This window comes from Corynebacterium sp. (assembly GCF_030532325.1).
In the GTDB taxonomy this organism is placed as follows: Bacteria; Actinomycetota; Actinomycetes; order Mycobacteriales; family Mycobacteriaceae; genus Corynebacterium.
This window is the reverse complement of the sequence record NZ_JAUNLS010000029.1, coordinates 1-17823: the sequence shown is the minus strand read 5'-3', so window position 1 is coordinate 17823 and position 17823 is coordinate 1. Positions and strand designations below refer to the sequence as shown.

At 63.7% G+C, this 17823-nt stretch carries 19 protein-coding genes; all 19 read left to right on the top strand.

Annotated elements, in window-relative coordinates:
- On the top strand, nucleotides 1-1221 hold a 1221-nt coding region (gene rho, locus Q4E25_RS11215; RefSeq protein ID WP_303157161.1), incomplete at its 5' end, for a transcription termination factor Rho.
- Complete coding sequence (gene prfA, locus Q4E25_RS11210) at nucleotides 1221-2297, top strand: peptide chain release factor 1 (RefSeq protein WP_303157159.1); 1077 nt, start codon at nucleotides 1221-1223, stop codon at nucleotides 2295-2297. The genes rho and prfA, both read left to right, overlap by 1 nt.
- 7 nt (nucleotides 2298-2304) lie before the next feature.
- Entirely contained in the window at nucleotides 2305-3228 is a 924-nt protein-coding gene (locus Q4E25_RS11205) for a HemK/PrmC family methyltransferase (RefSeq protein WP_303157157.1), read from the top strand.
- A gap of 68 nt (nucleotides 3229-3296) precedes the next feature.
- Nucleotides 3297-3971 (top strand): L-threonylcarbamoyladenylate synthase, encoded by a 675-nt coding sequence (locus tag Q4E25_RS11200; RefSeq protein ID WP_303157155.1) that lies wholly within the window; start codon nucleotides 3297-3299, stop codon nucleotides 3969-3971.
- A 59-nt stretch (nucleotides 3972-4030) separates the two neighbouring features.
- Nucleotides 4031-5206 carry a glycosyltransferase family 4 protein gene (locus tag Q4E25_RS11195; RefSeq protein WP_303157153.1) on the top strand — a complete coding sequence of 392 codons (1176 nt, stop codon included), beginning with the start codon at nucleotides 4031-4033 and terminating at the stop codon, nucleotides 5204-5206.
- A 16-nt stretch (nucleotides 5207-5222) separates the two neighbouring features.
- A complete protein-coding gene (locus Q4E25_RS11190; protein WP_303157150.1) occupies nucleotides 5223-5672 on the top strand; it encodes a hypothetical protein in 450 nt (149 codons plus the stop codon).
- A gap of 541 nt (nucleotides 5673-6213) precedes the next feature.
- Nucleotides 6214-7020, top strand: a complete 807-nt coding sequence (atpB, locus tag Q4E25_RS11185; protein ID WP_303157148.1) for a F0F1 ATP synthase subunit A — start codon at nucleotides 6214-6216, stop codon at nucleotides 7018-7020.
- Between the two features lie 104 nt (nucleotides 7021-7124).
- Nucleotides 7125-7367 (top strand): ATP synthase F0 subunit C, encoded by a 243-nt coding sequence (locus Q4E25_RS11180; protein ID WP_303157146.1) that lies wholly within the window; start codon nucleotides 7125-7127, stop codon nucleotides 7365-7367.
- 47 nt (nucleotides 7368-7414) lie between these two features.
- Entirely contained in the window at nucleotides 7415-7984 is a 570-nt protein-coding gene (locus Q4E25_RS11175; RefSeq protein ID WP_303157143.1) for a F0F1 ATP synthase subunit B, read from the top strand.
- 6 nt (nucleotides 7985-7990) lie between these two features.
- Entirely contained in the window at nucleotides 7991-8806 is an 816-nt protein-coding gene (locus Q4E25_RS11170) for a F0F1 ATP synthase subunit delta (protein WP_303157141.1), read from the top strand.
- Nucleotides 8807-8865: 59 nt separating this feature from the next.
- Nucleotides 8866-10506: a F0F1 ATP synthase subunit alpha gene (atpA, locus tag Q4E25_RS11165; protein ID WP_303157162.1), complete on the top strand. Its 1641-nt coding sequence runs from the start codon at nucleotides 8866-8868 to the stop codon at nucleotides 10504-10506.
- 57 nt (nucleotides 10507-10563) lie between these two features.
- On the top strand, nucleotides 10564-11547 hold the full coding sequence (locus Q4E25_RS11160) for a F0F1 ATP synthase subunit gamma (RefSeq protein WP_303157139.1): 984 nt from the start codon (nucleotides 10564-10566) through the stop codon (nucleotides 11545-11547).
- A 3-nt stretch (nucleotides 11548-11550) separates the two neighbouring features.
- Nucleotides 11551-12996: a F0F1 ATP synthase subunit beta gene (gene atpD, locus Q4E25_RS11155; RefSeq protein WP_303157137.1), complete on the top strand. Its 1446-nt coding sequence runs from the start codon at nucleotides 11551-11553 to the stop codon at nucleotides 12994-12996.
- 10 nt (nucleotides 12997-13006) lie between these two features.
- The gene (locus Q4E25_RS11150; protein WP_303157135.1) at nucleotides 13007-13375 is read left to right on the top strand and encodes a F0F1 ATP synthase subunit epsilon; all 369 of its coding nucleotides are present in this window, start codon (nucleotides 13007-13009) and stop codon (nucleotides 13373-13375) included.
- 176 nt (nucleotides 13376-13551) lie between these two features.
- On the top strand, nucleotides 13552-14028 hold the full coding sequence (locus Q4E25_RS11145) for a DUF2550 domain-containing protein (RefSeq protein WP_303157134.1): 477 nt from the start codon (nucleotides 13552-13554) through the stop codon (nucleotides 14026-14028).
- A 23-nt stretch (nucleotides 14029-14051) separates the two neighbouring features.
- Nucleotides 14052-14744: an endonuclease NucS gene (gene nucS, locus Q4E25_RS11140; RefSeq protein WP_303157130.1), complete on the top strand. Its 693-nt coding sequence runs from the start codon at nucleotides 14052-14054 to the stop codon at nucleotides 14742-14744.
- Nucleotides 14745-14771: 27 nt separating this feature from the next.
- The gene (locus tag Q4E25_RS11135; RefSeq protein ID WP_303157126.1) at nucleotides 14772-15080 is read left to right on the top strand and encodes a thiamine-binding protein; all 309 of its coding nucleotides are present in this window, start codon (nucleotides 14772-14774) and stop codon (nucleotides 15078-15080) included.
- Complete coding sequence (locus Q4E25_RS11130; protein ID WP_303157124.1) at nucleotides 15077-15991, top strand: tetratricopeptide repeat protein; 915 nt, start codon at nucleotides 15077-15079, stop codon at nucleotides 15989-15991. Before Q4E25_RS11135 ends, Q4E25_RS11130 begins: the two co-directional genes overlap by 4 nt.
- Before the next feature lie 120 nt (nucleotides 15992-16111).
- Nucleotides 16112-17683 carry an ABC transporter substrate-binding protein gene (locus tag Q4E25_RS11125; protein ID WP_303157122.1) on the top strand — a complete coding sequence of 524 codons (1572 nt, stop codon included), beginning with the start codon at nucleotides 16112-16114 and terminating at the stop codon, nucleotides 17681-17683.
- The last annotated feature ends 140 nt before the right edge of the window (nucleotides 17684-17823 follow it).

The window sequence follows — 17823 nt, the reverse complement described above, 5'->3', positions numbered from 1 at the left end:
CGCGACAACAACGGCGGCGGCAACGACCTGCAGATCCGTGAAGGCGACGAGCTGCAGGCAGTCGGCGGCATCCTCGAAGTGGTGGACAACAACGTCGCGTTCCTGCGCACCACCGGTTACCGCGCTGCGGCCTCCGATGTCTTTGTCAACCACAACCTGGTGCGCCGCCTGGGCCTGCGCTCCGGCGACGCAGTGACCGGCCAGGTCAAGGTCGGCGGCGCCACCCACACCCACGGCAACGGCCGCAACCGCCGCAAGTACAACCAGCTGGTCCAGGTAGACACCGTCAACGGCGGCGATCCCGCACTGGCCTCCCAGCGCCCGGAGTTCTCCAAGCTCACCCCGCTGTACCCCAACCAGCGCCTGCGCCTGGAGACGGATCCGAAGATCCTCACCACCCGTGTTATCGACCTCATCATGCCCATCGGTAAGGGCCAGCGCGCGCTGATCGTCTCCCCTCCGAAGGCCGGTAAGACCACGATCCTGCAAAACATCGCCAACGCGATCTCCACCAACAACCCGGAGTGCTACCTCATGGTGGTGCTGGTGGACGAGCGCCCCGAGGAAGTCACCGACATGCAGCGTAGCGTCAAGGGAGAGGTCATTGCCTCCACCTTCGACCGCCCGCCGTCAGAGCACACCTCCGTGGCGGAGCTGGCCATCGAGCGCGCCAAGCGCCTGGTGGAGCAGGGCCAGGACGTGGTGGTGCTGCTGGATTCCATCACCCGCCTGGGCCGCGCCTACAACAACTCCTCCCCGGCATCCGGCCGCATCCTCTCCGGTGGTGTGGACTCCAACGCCCTCTACCCGCCGAAGCGCTTCCTGGGCGCTGCCCGCAACATCGAAAACGGCGGCTCCCTGACCATCATCGCCACCGCGATGGTGGAGACCGGCTCCACGGGTGACACCGTCATCTTTGAGGAGTTCAAGGGCACCGGCAATGCGGAGCTCAAGCTGGATCGCAGCATCTCCGAGCGCCGCATCTTCCCGGCCGTGGACGTCAACCCCTCCGGCACCCGCAAGGACGAGCTGCTGCTCGTCCCGGAGGAGGCGCGCATCATGACCAAGCTGCGCCGCATCCTCTCCGGGCTGGATTCCTTCCAGGCCATCGACCTGCTCATCAAGCAGCTGAAGAAGACCCGCTCCAACGGCGAGTTCCTCATGCAGATCGCAAGCTCTGCGCCGATGGCTGCGGATAAGGAAGTCGAGGACTACGTCTAATGGCTAATCAGGTTTCCCTGGTTGATGACATCGTTTCTGAGTATCAGGGCATCGAAATGCAGATGGCTGACCCGGAGGTAGCCGGGGACCAATCGCAGTTCCGCAAGCTCTCCAAACGCTACGCGGAGCTGCGCCCCATCGTCGCGGTTAACGACGAGCTGGTCCAGGCCCGCCAGGATCTGGCCGACGCCAAAGAGATGGCCTACGAGGACCACGACTTCCAGCCGGAGGTCGACCGCCTCGAGCCGCTCGTGGTGGAGCTGGAGGAGAAGCTGGCTGATCTGCTCGCCCCGCGCGACGAGCACGACTCCGAGGACATCATCATGGAGATCAAGGCCGGCGCCGGCGGCGAGGAGGCGGCGCTCTTCGCCGCCGACCTGGCCCGCATGTACGAGCGCTACGCCGATAAAGCCGGCTTTCAGTGGGAGGTCCTGGGCCTCAACGAGTCCGACCTGGGCGGCGTGAAGGACATGTCCATCTCCTTCAAGTCCAAGACCCCGTCCCGCGACGGCGCGTGGTCCGTGTTCAAGTTCGAGGGCGGCGTGCACCGCGTGCAGCGCGTGCCGGTCACCGAGTCCCAGGGCCGCATCCAGACCTCCGCTGCGGGCGTGCTGGTGTACCCGGAGCCGGATGAGATCGAATCCGTCAACATCGATGAGAAGGACCTGCGCGTGGACGTCTACCGTTCCTCCGGCAAGGGCGGCCAGGGCGTGAACACCACGGACTCCGCCGTGCGCATCACCCACCTGCCCACCGGCTTGGTGGTGACCTGCCAGAAGGAGCGTTCGCAGATCCAGAACAAGGCCCGCGCACTGCAGGTGCTGCAGGCCCGCCTGGACCAGATGGAGCGCGAGGCCCGCGAGGCCGAGGCCGGCGAGCAGCGCGCCTCCCAGGTGCGCACGCTGGACCGCTCCGAGCGCATCCGCACCTACAACTGGCCGGAGAACCGCATCACCGATCACCGCATCGGCTACAAGGCCAACAACCTGGACTCGGTGCTCAACGGCGACATGCAGGATCTCATCACCGCCCTGCAGGCCCAGGAGCGCGCTGAACGCCTCGAGGCCGAGGGGTAGAGCTTCCGTGCCGGATAACACGCTGCCGGCCGCCAGCTACGGGGAGGCGCTTCGCATCGCTGCGGAGCGCCTTCGCGCTGCCGGGGTGGCCTCGCCCGAGTGGGATGCGCGGATCATGGCCGCCCACCTCATCCACACCGGGCACATGGATATCCCCCTCGCCGAGGCCCCGATGCCCGGCTTTGAGGTTGCCTTTGGGGCGATGGTGGCCCGCCGCCAAGCGCGCGAGCCGCTCCAGCACATCCTGGGCACGGCGTGGTTCGGTCCGCTCGAGCTCTCCGTGGGCCCGGGGGTATTCATCCCGCGCCCGGAGACGGAGGTCCTGGCGGACTGGGCGGTGCGCCAGCTCAAGGACGCACCCACCCCGCGCGTGGTGGATCTGTGTACGGGCAGCGGGGCACTGGCCCTCTACATCGCGCACTACCGGCCGGACGCACAGGTCAGCGCCGTGGAGATTTCGCCGGAGGCTGCGGCGTATACCGAACGTAACATCGCCGTCTGCGCGGCTGAGCGCAACAACGCCGCCCGCGCGGCTGAGCGCAACAACGCCGCCTGCGGGGACGCGGTAGAGCTGGTGCTTGGCGACGCCACCTCGCCCCGCCTCCTCACCTCCGTAAGCGGGAAGGTGGACCTCATCGTGAGCAATCCGCCCTACGTGCCGCGCACCGAGGAGCTCTCCCCGGAGGTCTACCAGGACCCAGACATGGCGGTCTTCGCCGGTGCTGATGGCATGGAGGTCATCGAGGCCATGGTGCCCACCTTGGCCAGACTGCTCAAGCCCGGCGGGAAAGTGGGCATCGAGCACGACGACGAAACTTCCGCGCTGGTGCAGGACGCCCTGCGGCGCAGCGGCGATTTTCAGGAGATCGCCGTGCTGCGGGATCTCACCGGCACCGCTCGCTTTGTCACCGCCACGCGCGGAGTACAGTAAGTTGGTCACAGAAGTTGGCCACAGGCAGTGGGCCACAGAAATACGCAAGGATGTGGGGAAGAGGAACCGTGCAGGGACAGATCTATAACTGCGGCGATGAGAAGGAGCGCCAGGAGGGCATGGAGATGGCTGTTAAGGCCGCCAAGTCCGGGCGCCTAGTGGTCATGCCCACCGATACTCTTTATGGGCTGGGCTGCGACGCCTTTGATAACGACGCCGTAGCCAACCTGCTGGCCACCAAGCACCGCGGCCCGGACATGCCGGTGCCGGTGCTCGTGGGCTCCTGGGACACCATTAAGGGACTGGTGGGCACCTACACCGACACCGCGAAGACCCTCGTGGAGGCCTTTTGGCCGGGCGGGCTGTCCATCGTGGTGCCGCAGGCGCCCTCCCTGCCGTGGAACCTGGGCGATACCCGCGGCACGGTGATGCTGCGCATGCCGCTGCACCCGATCGCCATCGAGCTGCTGCGGGAGGTTGGCCCCATGGCGGTTTCCTCTGCCAACATCTCCGGCCACCAACCGCCCACCACCGCGCTGGCGGCGAAGCAGCAGCTGGGCAAGGCCGTAACCGTGTACTTGGACGGGGGAGAGGCGGCCATCGGCAAGCCCTCCACCATCATCGATCTCTCCGGCCCGCGCCCCTACCTGCTGCGCGAGGGCGCCATTTCCGCCGAGCGCGTCGGTGAGGTCATCGGGGTCAGCGCGGAGTCGCTGCGCACCCGCCCGGAGGCGGGCGAGTAAACGCTGGCCTGTGAGGCGCCAGCAGACAAGCAAACAGGAAAGAAGGAAGGAGACCGCGCGTGACCGGAACCGGCGTGCCGCTGCGTGAATTGGCGCTGATCATTCTCGTCGCCGCGGCCTTTACCTACCTCTCTACCGGGCTGGTGCGCACCTTCCTGGTGCGCACGGGCCGGGTGGCGGAGATCCGCCTGCGAGATAGCCACTCCCAGCCCACGCCGCAGATGGGCGGGGTGGCTATGTTCACCGGCTTTGCCGCCGCGGTCTTCCTGGCCGGCCAGCTTCCCGCCTTGACTCGCGGCTTTATGCCCGTCACCCCGGAGATGAACGCGGTGATCTGGGCGGCCGGGGCCATCGTGCTGGTGGGTATCGTCGATGATCTTTTAGAGCTCGGCGCGGTGGTCAAACTGGTGGGTCAGTTGCTGGCCGCGGCGATCATGAGCGGGCTGGGGCTTACCTGGACGCTGCTGTTTATCCCCATCGGTGATGGCACCACGGTGTTGCTCGACCAAATCCAGGGCACGCTCTTGACTTCCTTCTTCACGGTGCTGCTTATCAACGCGATGAACTTCGTCGACGGCCTCGACGGCTTGGCCGCCGGGCTGGGCATGATTGCCGGCGGCGCCATCCTGGTGTTCTCCGTGACGGTGCTCCATGATCAAGGCGGCGCGGTTTCGGCTTACCCGCCGGCGATTATTGCCGCGGCGCTGGTGGGTATGTGCGCGGGCTTCTTGCCGCACAACTTCGAGCCCTCCCGCATCTTCATGGGGGACAGCGGCTCCATGCTCATCGGCCTGCTGCTGGCGGCGGCCTCGACGTCTGCCTCCGGCAAGATCAACATGTCCCTCTACGGCACCGAGGACATGGTGGCGCTCATGTCGCCCATCATCGTGGTGGTGGCAGCGGTCTTTGTTCCAGTGCTCGACCTTGTCTGGGCGGTCATTCGCCGCCTGGCGCAGGGGCGTTCGCCGTTTAGCGCGGACAAGGCGCACATCCACCACCGCCTGCTCTCGCTGGGGCACACCCACCGGCGCACGGTGCTGGTGCTCTACCTTTGGGTCTCCGCGGTGGCCTTCGGTGCGGTGTCCTTTTCCATCGTGCCCGCCCCGGTGGCCGTGGGGGTGTCCGTTTGTGCCTTGCTCGTGGCCTTCGGCGTGACCCTCATCCCGCTGCGCCAGGGCAAGCTGGGCCGGGTCACGCGGGAGACGTCCGTGGTATTAGAAACCGAGCCCTCCTAAGGTAGGGTTTCACACTATGACTGAGAACTCTCCCACTGAGAACCCTCCGCTGAATGACGTCTCCCAGGCCACCAACCCGCGCCTGCCCCTTGAGCGCGCGCTGAACTACGGCGTCAAGGCCCTGGGCCTGCTGCTGGTGCTCTCGCTGCTGGTGTGGGGCGGCTGGAAGGGCATGCCCGGTCTGTGGGGAGCGCTCATCGGCATCGCCATCGGCGGCGGCTTCGTGCTCTTTACCGCGTTGTCGGTCCTCTTCACCTCGAACACCACCCCGAACACCACCCTGGCCGTGGTCTACGGCGGCTGGCTGCTCAAGGTGGTCCTGCTCATCGTCGTCCTGGCCTTCATCCGGGACCTGACTTTCTATAACACCCTCGCACTGTTCATCACGGTGGTCCTGGCGCTCATCGTCACCCTCGGCTCCGAGGTATGGGCGGTGGTCACCGCGCGCATGTCCTACATGAGCTAGAACCCCGCCCACGCAGGATCCGCCGGGGTGCGGCTGAATGTGGGGGACGGAGGGCGTCGGTAAGCACGGTGCTTCCCCGGCGCCCTTTGCTGGGTTTTACCCACCTTTGCGGTGTGGGTACGGATCTGTGTTTCCCCAGCTAACCCGCGCGTCGGGTGGGGGAGAAGGCCACCCCCGTTCGTGTAAATATCTTTCCGGTGTGACTAAAGACACCACCGCCCTTTTGCCTAGTCAAGGGCTATAAATACCCTCAAAGGGCTAGGTGTTGCCCGGTGGGTGGTGCCGAGCGTACCCCGGGAACAATGAAATCCCCACGTAACTGATATTATTTCGTGCGGGTTACCGCGGAGTAGAAGACTCCGGCTTGCTACCTGCGGCTTTTTTGCTTTTGCTCTCGCGCGGTCAATCCCTGTCACTGCTTCGAAGATGTGCGACGGAGTCCGGGGTAGTGACAGAGAGCTTGAGACGTCCATCGCACCGCCTGCAATCCCCATGATTGCGTGCGGCCCAAACACGGGAGAGAACGCTGAGCGTTACAACATTGGCCTTTAAGGGTACGTTTCACGCACCCGAATTAGGTGAAGAATTCTTCCCGGGGCAGATTAATGCAGACCACCTGTTCTTCGGCGACGTCGCCGGCGGCTGGTTCGCATTTGATCGCCTGATGATGATCCGCGTCCTCATGACGCTGATCTTGGTGATCCTTTTCTGGGCTGCTTTCCGTAACCCCAAGCTGGTTCCGAAGGGCATCCAGAACGTCGGCGAGAATGCGGTCGACTTCGTCCGCATCTACATCGCCGAGGACATTTTGGGCAAGAAGGAGGGGCGCCGATTCCTTCCGATCATCGCGACCATCTTCTTCGCAGTCCTCTTTATGAATGTGTCGACCATTATCCCGGGCCTCAACGTGTCCGCTAATGGTCGTATCGGCATGCCTATCGTGCTGGCCGCCGTTGCGTACATCGCCATGATTTACGCCGGCGCTAAGCGCTACGGCTTCGGCAAGTTCGTGAAGTCGTCGGTGGTAATTCCTAACCTGCCGCCGGCACTGCACCTGCTCGTCGTGCCGATCGAGTTCTTCTCCACCTTCATTCTGCGTCCGGTCACCCTCGCCATTCGTCTCATGGCGAACTTCCTCGCTGGACACATCATTCTGGTTCTTCTCTTCTCTGCTTCGAACTTCTTCTTCTGGCAGCTGAACGGTTGGACCGCCATGTCGGGCTTGACCATCGTTCTGGGTATTGCCTTTACCCTCTTCGAGCTTCTGGTCATTTTCCTGCAGGCATACATCTTCGCCCTTCTCACGGCGGTGTATATCGAATTGTCGCTCCACGCGGATTCGCACTAAGACGAGGCTGCGGTCACCGCTCCTTGGAAAATCTCCACTTCAACATCAACTCATCCCCGGCTTTTGGATAGGGCCGGGACACACGAAAGGGAACGACTTTCACCATGAACGAAATCATCCTTGCTCAGGAAGCTGCTGAGTCCACCATCAAGGGTCTGGGCGCCATCGGCTACGGCCTGGCTGCCATCGGCCCGGGCATCGGTATCGGCATCGTCTCCGGCAAGACCGTCGAGGCTATGGCTCGCCAGCCCGAGATGGCCGGCCAGCTGCGTACCACCATGTTCCTGGGTATCGCCTTCACCGAGGCCCTCGCCCTGATCGGCCTCGTTGCCGGCTTCCTGTTCTAAAAGCGCGCGTTTCACTTAAGAACTCACACTTTTAAGAACGGAGACCCATGAACAACGTCTTTTATCTGCTTGCGGCAGAGGGGGAGAAGCTGCCCGGTGAGGGCGAGTTCTCCGTCCTCCTGCCCAAGAACTATGACATTTTCTGGTCTTTGATCTGTTTCATTGTTGTCTTGCTGCTGTTCTGGAAGTTCGTGCTTCCGGCCTACAACAAGATGCTCAATGAGCGTGAGGACCGGATCGAGGGTGGCCTCAAGCGCGCTGAGGCTCAGCAGGCTGAGGCCAAGGCTGCTCTCGAGAAGTACAACGCACAGCTTGCCGACGCCCGCGCTGAGGCAGCCGAGATCCGCGAGCAGGCGCGCGAGCGCGGCAAGCAGATCGAGGCCGAGGCCAAGGCTGCTGCAGAGGAAGAGTCCCGCCGCATTGTCGCCGCTGGCGAAAAGCAGCTGGTTGCTTCCCGCGCTCAGGTTGTCTCCGAGCTGCGCTCCGAAATCGGTCAGAACTCCATCAACTTGGCAGAGAAGCTGCTGGGCGGCGAACTTTCCTCCGCAACCAAGCAGTCCTCCACCATTGATAGCTTCTTGGCCGAGCTCGACACTGTGGCACCGGCCGGAAAGTAGGCAACTATGAAGGCAGCTAGCCGCGAAGCACTCGCACACGTGGAGAACTCCCTGGACCAGATCCTGGCAGGGGAGCCCTCGGTGGCGACCGCGACTCAGGCAGGCCAGGACCTCTTCGAGGTTGCTGATGTGCTTGATGGTGACCGCGAGCTGCGCGTCGCGCTTGTCGACGCCGCCGCGCCCACCGAGGCCCGTCAGTCCCTGGTGCGCACCCTGTTCGGCTCCAAGGTTTCTGCGGTGGCACAGCGTGTCATCGACGAGGCCGTTGCCGCTCAGTGGTCCTCTGCCCGCGATCTTGTCAAGGGCCTTGTCACCCTTGGCCGCCGCGCACTGCTGCGTGGCGCCGAGGCTGACGGCAAGCTCGGCCAGGTGGAAGACGAGCTCTTCACCCTGTCCCGCATCCTTGACCGCGAGGGCGAACTGACCCAGCTGCTTTCCGACCGTACTGCTACGTCCGACCGCAAGGCCGGATTGCTGGCAAGCGTGCTCTACGGCAAGGTCACGATGGTCACCGAGGCGCTCGCCTCCCAGGCCATCCGCCGCCCGGAGCAGAACCCGATTGATGATCTCTTCGCACTGGCCGAGACCGCAGCGCAGCTGCAGGGCCGCACCATTGCGCGAGTCACCTCTGCGGGTGAGCTGAACGATAGCCAGCGAGCAGCACTCGCTGAAAAGCTGGGCAACATTTATGGTCGTGCGATGTCCATCCACTCTGAGGTTGACACCAGCCTCCTCGGTGGTATGACCATCCGCGTCGGCGATGAGGTTATCGATGGCTCGACGGCCGGCAAGATTGCCCGCCTCCGTGCACAGATGGTCTAGCCGAAACGACAGAAACGATTAAGTAATTGCTGGAAGATACTACCGAGAGCAGGAAGAACATGGCGGAGCTGACGATCTCCTCCGATGAGATCCGTAGCGCGATTGCGAACTACACCTCGAGCTACTCCGCGGAGGCCTCCCGTGAGGAGGTCGGCGTGGTCATTTCGGCAGCTGACGGTATTGCGCAGGTCTCTGGCTTGCCGTCCGTTATGGCGAATGAGCTCCTTGAGTTCCCAGGCGGCGTCATCGGCGTCGCTCAGAACCTCGACACCAACTCCATCGGTGTCGTTGTCCTGGGTAACTTTGAAACCCTCAAGGAGGGCGACGAGGTCAAGAGGACCGGCGAGGTTCTCTCCATCCCCGTGGGCGAGGATTTCCTCGGCCGCGTTATCAACCCCCTGGGCCAGCCGATCGACGGCCTGGGCCCGATCACCGCTGAAGAGGACCGCGTCCTCGAGCTGCAGGCACCCTCCGTGCTGCAGCGTCAGCCGGTGGAAGAGCCGATGCAGACCGGCATCAAGGCAATTGACGCAATGACCCCGATTGGTCGCGGTCAGCGTCAGCTGATCATTGGTGACCGCAAGACCGGTAAGACCGCAGTCTGCATTGACACCATCCTTAACCAGAAGGCTAACTGGGAGTCCGGCGACAAGAACAAGCAGGTCCGCTGCATCTACGTCGCCATCGGCCAGAAGGGCTCCACCATCGCTGGTGTGCGCCACACCCTGGAGCAGCACGGCGCTCTGGAGTACACCACCATCGTGGCGGCTCCGGCTTCCGACGCCGCCGGCTTCAAGTGGCTGGCCCCGTTCTCCGGTGCCGCCCTGGGTCAGCACTGGATGTACCAGGGCAACCACGTCCTGATCATCTACGATGATCTGACCAAGCAGGCCGAGGCCTACCGTGCGATCTCCCTTCTGCTGCGCCGTCCGCCGGGACGCGAGGCATACCCGGGCGATGTCTTCTACCTCCACTCCCGTCTGCTGGAGCGTGCCGCAAAGCTCTCCGACGACATGGGTGCAGGCTCCATGACGGCACTGCCGATCATCGAGACCAAGGCCAACGACGTCTCCGCCTTCATTCCGACCAACGTTATTTCCATTACCGACGGCCAGGTCTTCCTGGAGTCCGACCTGTTCAACCAGGGCGTCCGTCCGGCAATTAACGTCGGTGTGTCCGTCTCCCGTGTGGGTGGCGCTGCACAGACCAAGGGTATGAAGAAGGTTGCCGGTAACCTCCGTCTCGAGCTGGCCGCCTACCGCGACCTGCAGGCCTTCGCTGCCTTCGCTTCCGACCTGGACTCCGCGTCCAAGGCACAGCTGGAGCGCGGCGAGCGTCTGGTCGAGCTGCTCAAGCAGGCCGAGTCTGCCCCGCAGCCTGTCGAGTTCCAGATGGTTTCCATCTTCCTCGCAGACAAGGGCATCTTCGACGTCGTTCCCGTCGAGGACGTTCGCCGCTTCGAGGCCGAGCTGCACGAGTACCTCAACGCCAACACCCCGCAGGTGTTCGAGCAGATCGCCGGTGGCACCCCGCTGAGCGACGAGTCCAAGGACGCTCTCATCGCGGCTGCCAAGGACTTCACCCCGAACTTCCGCACCACCGAGGGCCACAACATTGGCTCCGAGGCGCCGGTTGATCCGCTCGATGCGTCCGAGGTGAAGAAGACCGAGCTCAACGTCTCCCGCAAGACGGCCAAATAGAGTCCGCACAGCTCTACTAAGTAACCGTCTAGATTAAAGAAGGGAGGAGCGAACACCATGGCTAATCTTCGTGAACTGCGTGACCGCATCCGGTCCGTCAATTCCACCAAGAAGATCACCAAGGCACAGGAGCTCATTGCTACCTCGCGCATTACCAAGGCACAGGCCAGGGTCGAGGCATCACAGCCCTATGCCCGCGAGCTGTCCAACGTGTTGAACAAGCTTGCCGCGCATACGTCTCTGGATCACCCTATGCTTCGCGATCGTGAAGATGCCAAGGTGGCCGCCATTCTCGTGGTTTCTTCTGACCGCGGTATGTGTGGTGGCTACAACAACAACATCTTCAAGAAGGCAGCCGAGCTCGAGGCCCTGCTCAAGCAGCAGGGTTACGAGACCGTCCGCTACGTCACGGGTAACAAGGGCGTTGGCTTCTACAAGTTCCGTGAGGCCGATGTCGCCGGCGCCTGGACCGGGTTCTCGCAGGACCCGACCTGGGAGTCCACCCACGATGTTCGTCGCCACATGATCGACGGCTTCGTCGCAGGCTCCAAGGGCACCGCGAAGTCCCGCCCGGGTCTGACCGCCGAGGGCCAGCCGGTCCGCGGCTTCGACCAGGTGCACGTTGTCTACACCGAGTTCGAGTCCATGTTGACTCAGACCGCTCGCGTGCAGCAGCTGCTGCCGGTGGTTCCGCTGGTTTCGGACGAGGAATTCAACATGGGCGAATCCGCCCTGTCGGACTCCGAGCCCACCGACCAGCTCACCCCGGACTACGACTTCGAGCCGGACGCGGACACCTTGATGGACGCGCTGCTTCCGCAGTACGTTTCCCGTATGCTGTTTGCGATGTTCTTGGATGCCTCGGCCTCCGAGTCCGCCGCACGCCGTACGGCAATGAAGTCCGCGACTGACAACGCAACCGAGCTGGTCAAGGACCTCTCGCGCGTGGCCAACCAGGCACGTCAGGCACAAATTACCCAAGAAATCACAGAGATCGTCGGTGGCGCTGGTGCGCTCGCCGATAGCGCAGAAAGTGACTAGATTATGACTACAGCTCTGCAAGAGCAGAACACACAGTCGTCGGCTGTCGCCGGCCGTGTGGTGCGTGTCATTGGTCCGGTCGTCGACGTGGAGTTTCCGCGCGACGGGCTGCCGGCACTGTACAACGCATTGACCGTCGAGGTTACCCTCGAGGCTGTTGCAAAGACCGTCACCCTCGAGGTCGCTCAGCACCTCGGTGACAACCTTGTTCGCGCCGTGTCCATGGCTCCGACCGACGGCCTCGTCCGCGGCGCAGCCGTGACCGACACCGGCAAGCCGATTTCCGTCCCGGTGGGCGATGTGGTCAAGGGCCACGTCTTCAACGCCCTCGGTGACTGCCTGGACCAGCCGGGTCTTGGCCGCGATGGCGAGCAGTGGGGCATCCACCGCGAGCCGCCGGCATTCGACCAGCTCGAGGGTAAGACCGAGATCCTGGAGACCGGCATTAAGGTCATCGACCTTCTCACCCCGTACGTCAAGGGCGGCAAGATTGGCCTCTTTGGCGGCGCAGGCGTGGGCAAGACCGTTCTTATTCAGGAGATGATTACTCGTATTGCCCGCGAGTTCTCCGGTACCTCCGTCTTCGCCGGCGTCGGCGAGCGTACCCGTGAGGGCACCGACCTCTTCCTCGAGATGGAGGAGATGGGCGTTCTCCAAGACACCGCCCTTGTGTTCGGCCAGATGGACGAGCCGCCAGGAGTCCGTATGCGCGTGGCCCTGTCCGGCCTGACCATGGCGGAGTACTTCCGCGATGTGCAGAACCAGGACGTGCTGCTGTTCATCGACAACATCTTCCGCTTCACCCAGGCCGGTTCTGAGGTGTCGACCCTGCTGGGCCGCATGCCTTCCGCCGTGGGCTACCAGCCCACCCTGGCTGATGAGATGGGTGTTCTGCAGGAGCGCATTACCTCGACGAAGGGTAAGTCGATTACCTCTCTGCAGGCCGTCTACGTGCCTGCCGATGACTACACCGACCCGGCTCCGGCCACCACCTTCGCCCACCTCGATGCCACCACCGAGCTGGACCGTGGTATTGCCTCCAAGGGTATTTACCCGGCCGTGAACCCGCTGACCTCGACCTCTCGTATTCTGGAGCCGTCCATCGTGGGCGAGCGCCACTACGAGGTTGCTCAGCGGGTCATCGGTATTCTGCAGAAGAACAAGGAGCTCCAGGACATCATCGCCATCCTTGGTATGGACGAGCTGTCTGAGGAGGACAAGGTCACCGTCCAGCGCGCACGTCGTATCGAGCGCTTCCTGGGCCAGAACTTCTTCGTCGCAGAGAAGTTCACCGGCCTGCCGGGCTCCTACGTCCCGCTGACTGAGACCATCGACGCTTTCGAGCGCATCTGCAACGGCGAGTTCGACCACTACCCGGAGCAGGCCTTCAACGGCCTGGGTGGTCTGGACGACGTTGAAGCTGCGTACAAGAAGCTGACCGAGAAGTAGGGAGAGGCACATGGCTGACATCACCGCTGAGCTGGTTTCTGTCGAGCGCATGCTGTGGTCCGGTAAGGCCACCATGGTGACGGCTGAGACCACCGAGGGTGAGATCGGCGTGCTTCCTGGCCACGAGCCGATGGTCGGTCAGCTGATCGACAACGGTGTTGTGACCATCCACCCCGTCGACGGCGAACCGCGCGTCGCCGCCGTGCAGGGTGGCTTCCTCTCCGTGTCGCACGACAAGATCACTGTGCTCGCCGACTGGGCCATCTGGGCCCGCGAGGTCGACGAAGCTCAGGCACAGAGCGATCTGCAGTCTGACGTCGAGCTGACCCGCGCTCGTGCCCACGCTTCCCAGCGTGCGGTCAAGCGCGCTCAGCGCTAAACGGAGAGTACCGGGCAGCAAAGCCCTTCCGCTCTCAAGCAGGCGCCCCGCCACCCCGAGTCCCTCGGGTTGTGGCGGGGCGCCTTTGCGCTTGACGACGCCCAGCAACTGGCATCCGCCTGAAGGCAAGCGTTAGAATCAGAGAAATATCGTTGTGACGCAACAAAGGATGTCCGATGGATTTCACGGTGACGAATGCCCTCGTCTTTGTGGCATGTTTCGCGCTCATTGTGGTGCTCGCCTTGGCGGCGAATCGCTTCTTCACCCTGCGTGAGCGCGGCACCGCGGTCCTCCTGCGCCGGCTGCCCGCAAAGGACACTTATTCCTGGCGCCACGGCACCATGCGCTACAACGGCGAGTTCGTAGAGTACTTCAAGTTGCGTTCCTTGTCTCCGCGCGCTGACCGCCGCATTAACCGCCTCGACATTGATCTTGAGGGAACCCGCCCGATGGACAATGACGAGGCCTCTTTTATGCCCGAGGGCTCCCACATCGTGGCCTTCGAGGTCAACGGCGAGAAGTTCGAGCTGGCCTCGGATCTGCACGGCATCATGGCCTTCGGCGCCTGGGTCGAGGCCGCGCCCTCGAAGCGCCAGGAGCGCGTGGACTTCCGCGAGATGCGCAAGCGGGCCACCCGCTTTCCTAAGAACTAGCACCCGCCTATAGGGTAGAGGGCATGCGTTTAGTCATCGCCCGTTGTTCAGTTGATTATGTCGGCCGCCTGGATGCCCATTTGCCCATGGCTGACCGTTTGGTTCTCGTCAAGGCCGATGGCTCCGTGTCCATCCACGCCGATGACCGCGCCTACAAGCCACTGAACTGGATGACCCCGCCCTGCACGCTGGAGGAGCAGGAGATCACCGACATCGACGGCGAAGACACCGGCGAGAAGCTGTGGCTGGTGGAAAACCCCAAGGGCGAGCAGCTGCGCATTACCCTGGCGGAGATCCACCAGGACATCGAGGTGGAGCTGGGGGAGGACCCGGGCCTGGTCAAGGACGGCGTGGAGGCCCACCTGCAGGAGCTTCTGGCGGAGCACATCGAGACCCTGGGGGAGAACTACTCCCTGGTGCGCCGCGAGTACCCCACCGCGATCGGCCCCGTGGACATCATGGCCAAGAACGCCGAGGACGAGTTCGTGGCCGTGGAGGTCAAGCGCCGCGGCGGCATCGACGGCGTCGAGCAGCTCACCCGCTACCTCGAACTGCTCAACCGCGACGAGCTGCTCAAGCCCGTGCACGGTGTCTTCGCCGCCCAGGAGATCAAACCGCAGGCCCGCACCCTGGCCGAGGATCGCGGCATCCGCTGCGTCGTGCTGGACTATCAGGACCTGCGCGGCATCGAATCCAACGAGCTGCGCCTGTTCTAACTGCGGGTCCCGCGTAGTATAGCGGGCATGATTGTTGCATTTTCTGTAGCCCCTTCCGTCGTGGCGGACGCCAGCGCGGAGATGTCCGCGGCGGTGGCTGAGGCGGTGCGCGTCGTGCGCGCCTCCGGCCTGCCCAATGAGACCAACGCCATGTTCACCATCATCGAAGGCGAATGGGATGAGGTCTTTGCTGTTATCAAGGAGGCCACCGACGCCGTGCGCGCGGTCTCCCCGCGCACCAGCCTGGTCATCAAGGCCGACATCCGCGAGGGAGTAACAGGCCAGCTCACGCAGAAAGTAGAATCCGTCAACCGTTACCTGGAGGAGAATAAGTGACCGGACCGTACGTAGGTGGAGCCATGGATCTCGGCGCGCTCAAGCAGCAGGCTGAGGCCCGCGCGCAGCGCGAAAAGGCCGCTGACAAGGTCGACACGGCAGAGGGCGGCATCGCCCCCTTCTTCGAGGTCACCGAGGCCAACTTTGAAGCCGAGCTCATCCGCCGCTCCGCGGACGTTCCCGTTATCGCGCTCATCGGCTCCCCGCGCTCCTCGGCTTCCGAGCAGCTCAAGGCCGACTTCGAGGAGATGGCCCGCGCGGGTGGCCTGTCCTTCATCGTGGGCTACATCAACGCTGACGTCGTCCCGCAGGTGGCGCAGGTCTTCGGCGTGCGCTATCTGCCCACCACCGTGGCGATTGCCGCCGGCCAGCCCGTGACCAACTTCGAGGGCGGGCAGCCGCGGGAGAACCTGGAGCAGTGGGTGCACGCGATTGTCGATAAGCTCGGCCCCCAGCTGCGGGGCTTAAGCCAGCCCGAGCCGCAGGAGGAGGAGTCCGATCCGCGCCTGAGCCTGGCCGAGGACGCCCTGTCCCGCGGGGACTTCGACGCCGCCATCGCCACCTACGAGGAGATCCTCGCCGCGGAGCCCGACAACGCCGAGATCAAGCAGGCCCGCGATACCACGCTGCTGCTTAAGCGGCTGGACCCGGCCACCCGCAGCGAGGACCCCATCGCGGCTGCCGACGCCGCCCCGGAGGACATCTCCAAGCAGCTCGACGCCGCCGACGCCGAGGTGGTGGCCGGCGCACCCGAGCGAGCCTTCGAGCGCCTGCTTTCCGCCATGCAGCGCACCGCCGGCGAGGAGAGGCAGCAGCTCAAGGACCGCCTCCTCGAGCTCTTCGGGCTCTTCGAGGCAGGCGATCCGCGCGTGCTGGCCGCCCGCACGCAGCTAGCCAGCGCCCTCTACTAGCTGCAGGCAACTGAGCAGAAGGCCCCGCCACGCGGGGTCTTTTTCGCGCTTGTTGTGCATAGGATCACAGGCGCTGGTTTATAGTGTGTACGCACACATTGTTCTCTCAGAAGGATTCCTATGCACAAAGCACTGGCCGCCCTTGGAGCGGCTTCTCTCACCCTGACCCTCGCGGCCTGCGGAGGAGACTCTTCCTCTACCGACGGCACCAACTACGTCCGCGTGCTGGGCACCGAGCCGCAGCAGGGGCTCATCCCGGGAATGACCAACGAGAACGGCGGTGGCCGGATCGTGGACATGCTCTACTCCGGGCTGGTCTACTACGACGCCGAGGGCAACGTCCACAACGAGATGGCCGAGTCCATCGACCTCGAGGGCGACAAAACCTACAAGGTCACCCTCAAGCCGGATCTCAAGTTCTCCGACGGTTCCCCGGTCACTGCCTCGAGCTTCGTGGACACCTGGAACTACGCGGTGGCCAACCAGCAGCTCAATGAGAACTTCTTTTCCTCCATCAAGGGCTACGGCGAGGGCGTGAAGGAGATGGAGGGCCTCAAGGTGCTCGATGATCGCACCTTTAGCATCGAGCTGACCCAGCCGGAGTCGGACTTTCCCTCCCGCTTGGGCTATAACGCCTACTTCCCGCTGCCGCCGGCCGGACTGGAGGACCCGGATTCCTTCGGTGAGGCGCCCGTGAGCAACGGCCCGTACATGCTCAAGGAGTGGAAGCACAACCAGTCGGTGACCATCGTGCCCAACCCGGAGTATGGCGGGGAGCGCACTCCGAAGAATGACGGCATCGAGTACGCCTTCTACGCCGATACCAACGCCGCCTACATGGACCTGCTGTCCAACAACCTGGACGTGCTGGAGGCCATTCCCTCCTCCGCCTTTGCCACCTACCAGACGGATCTTCCGGAGCGCAGCGAGACCAAGCCCGCGGCGACCTACCTGGAGATGTCCATCCATACCGAGACCCCGCACTTCAGCGGGGAGGAGGGCCGCCTGCGCCGCCAGGCCATCTCCATGGCGATCAACCGCGAGGAGATCGCCGAGAGCATTTTCCACGGCACGCGCACCCCAGCCCGAGAGTTCACCTCGCCGGTGCTCAACGGCTATGACCCGAAACTCCCCGGCTCAGAGAACCTGGATTACAGCCCGGCCAAGGCCAAGGAGCTATGGGCCAAGGCCGACAAGGAGTACGGCGCCTTCGAGGGCCAGTTCCCGGTCAACTACAACACCGACGGCGACAACAAGGACTGGGCCGACGCCGTGGCCAACAACATCTCCAATACCCTGGGCATTGACGCGGTGGGCAACCCCTACCCGGACTTCAAGTCCTTCCGTGACGCCTACCACAAGGAACGCATGGACGGCGCGTACCGCACGGCCTGGCTGGCGGATTACCCCTCGATGGGCAACTTCCTGCAGCCCAACTTCACCACGGACGTGGCCTCGAATGATTCCAAGTACTCCAACCCGGAGTTCGACGAGCTCATCGTGAAGGCCAACGGCGCCAAGAGCGAGGAGGAAGCCGCCAAGCTCTACAACCAGGCCCAGGAGATCCTGCTTCAGGATCTGCCCGCCATCCCGTTGTTCTACCCAAACATCGTTGGCGGCTGGTCCGAGAACGTCTCCGGCGTGCAGTTCAACTGGAAGTCGCTGCCGGTGTACTACGCCATCGAAAAGTAGCGTGCCGACGCCCCTGTACTAGGCGCGCCAGTGTGGCCCCAGCGTTGTTCTGCGCTGGGGCTTTCGTTGTGCGTGGGGCCGGGGGTTATGTGGGGTGTGCGGGGCTGGGGATGGGGATGGGTGGCCCGCCGTGGGGTGGT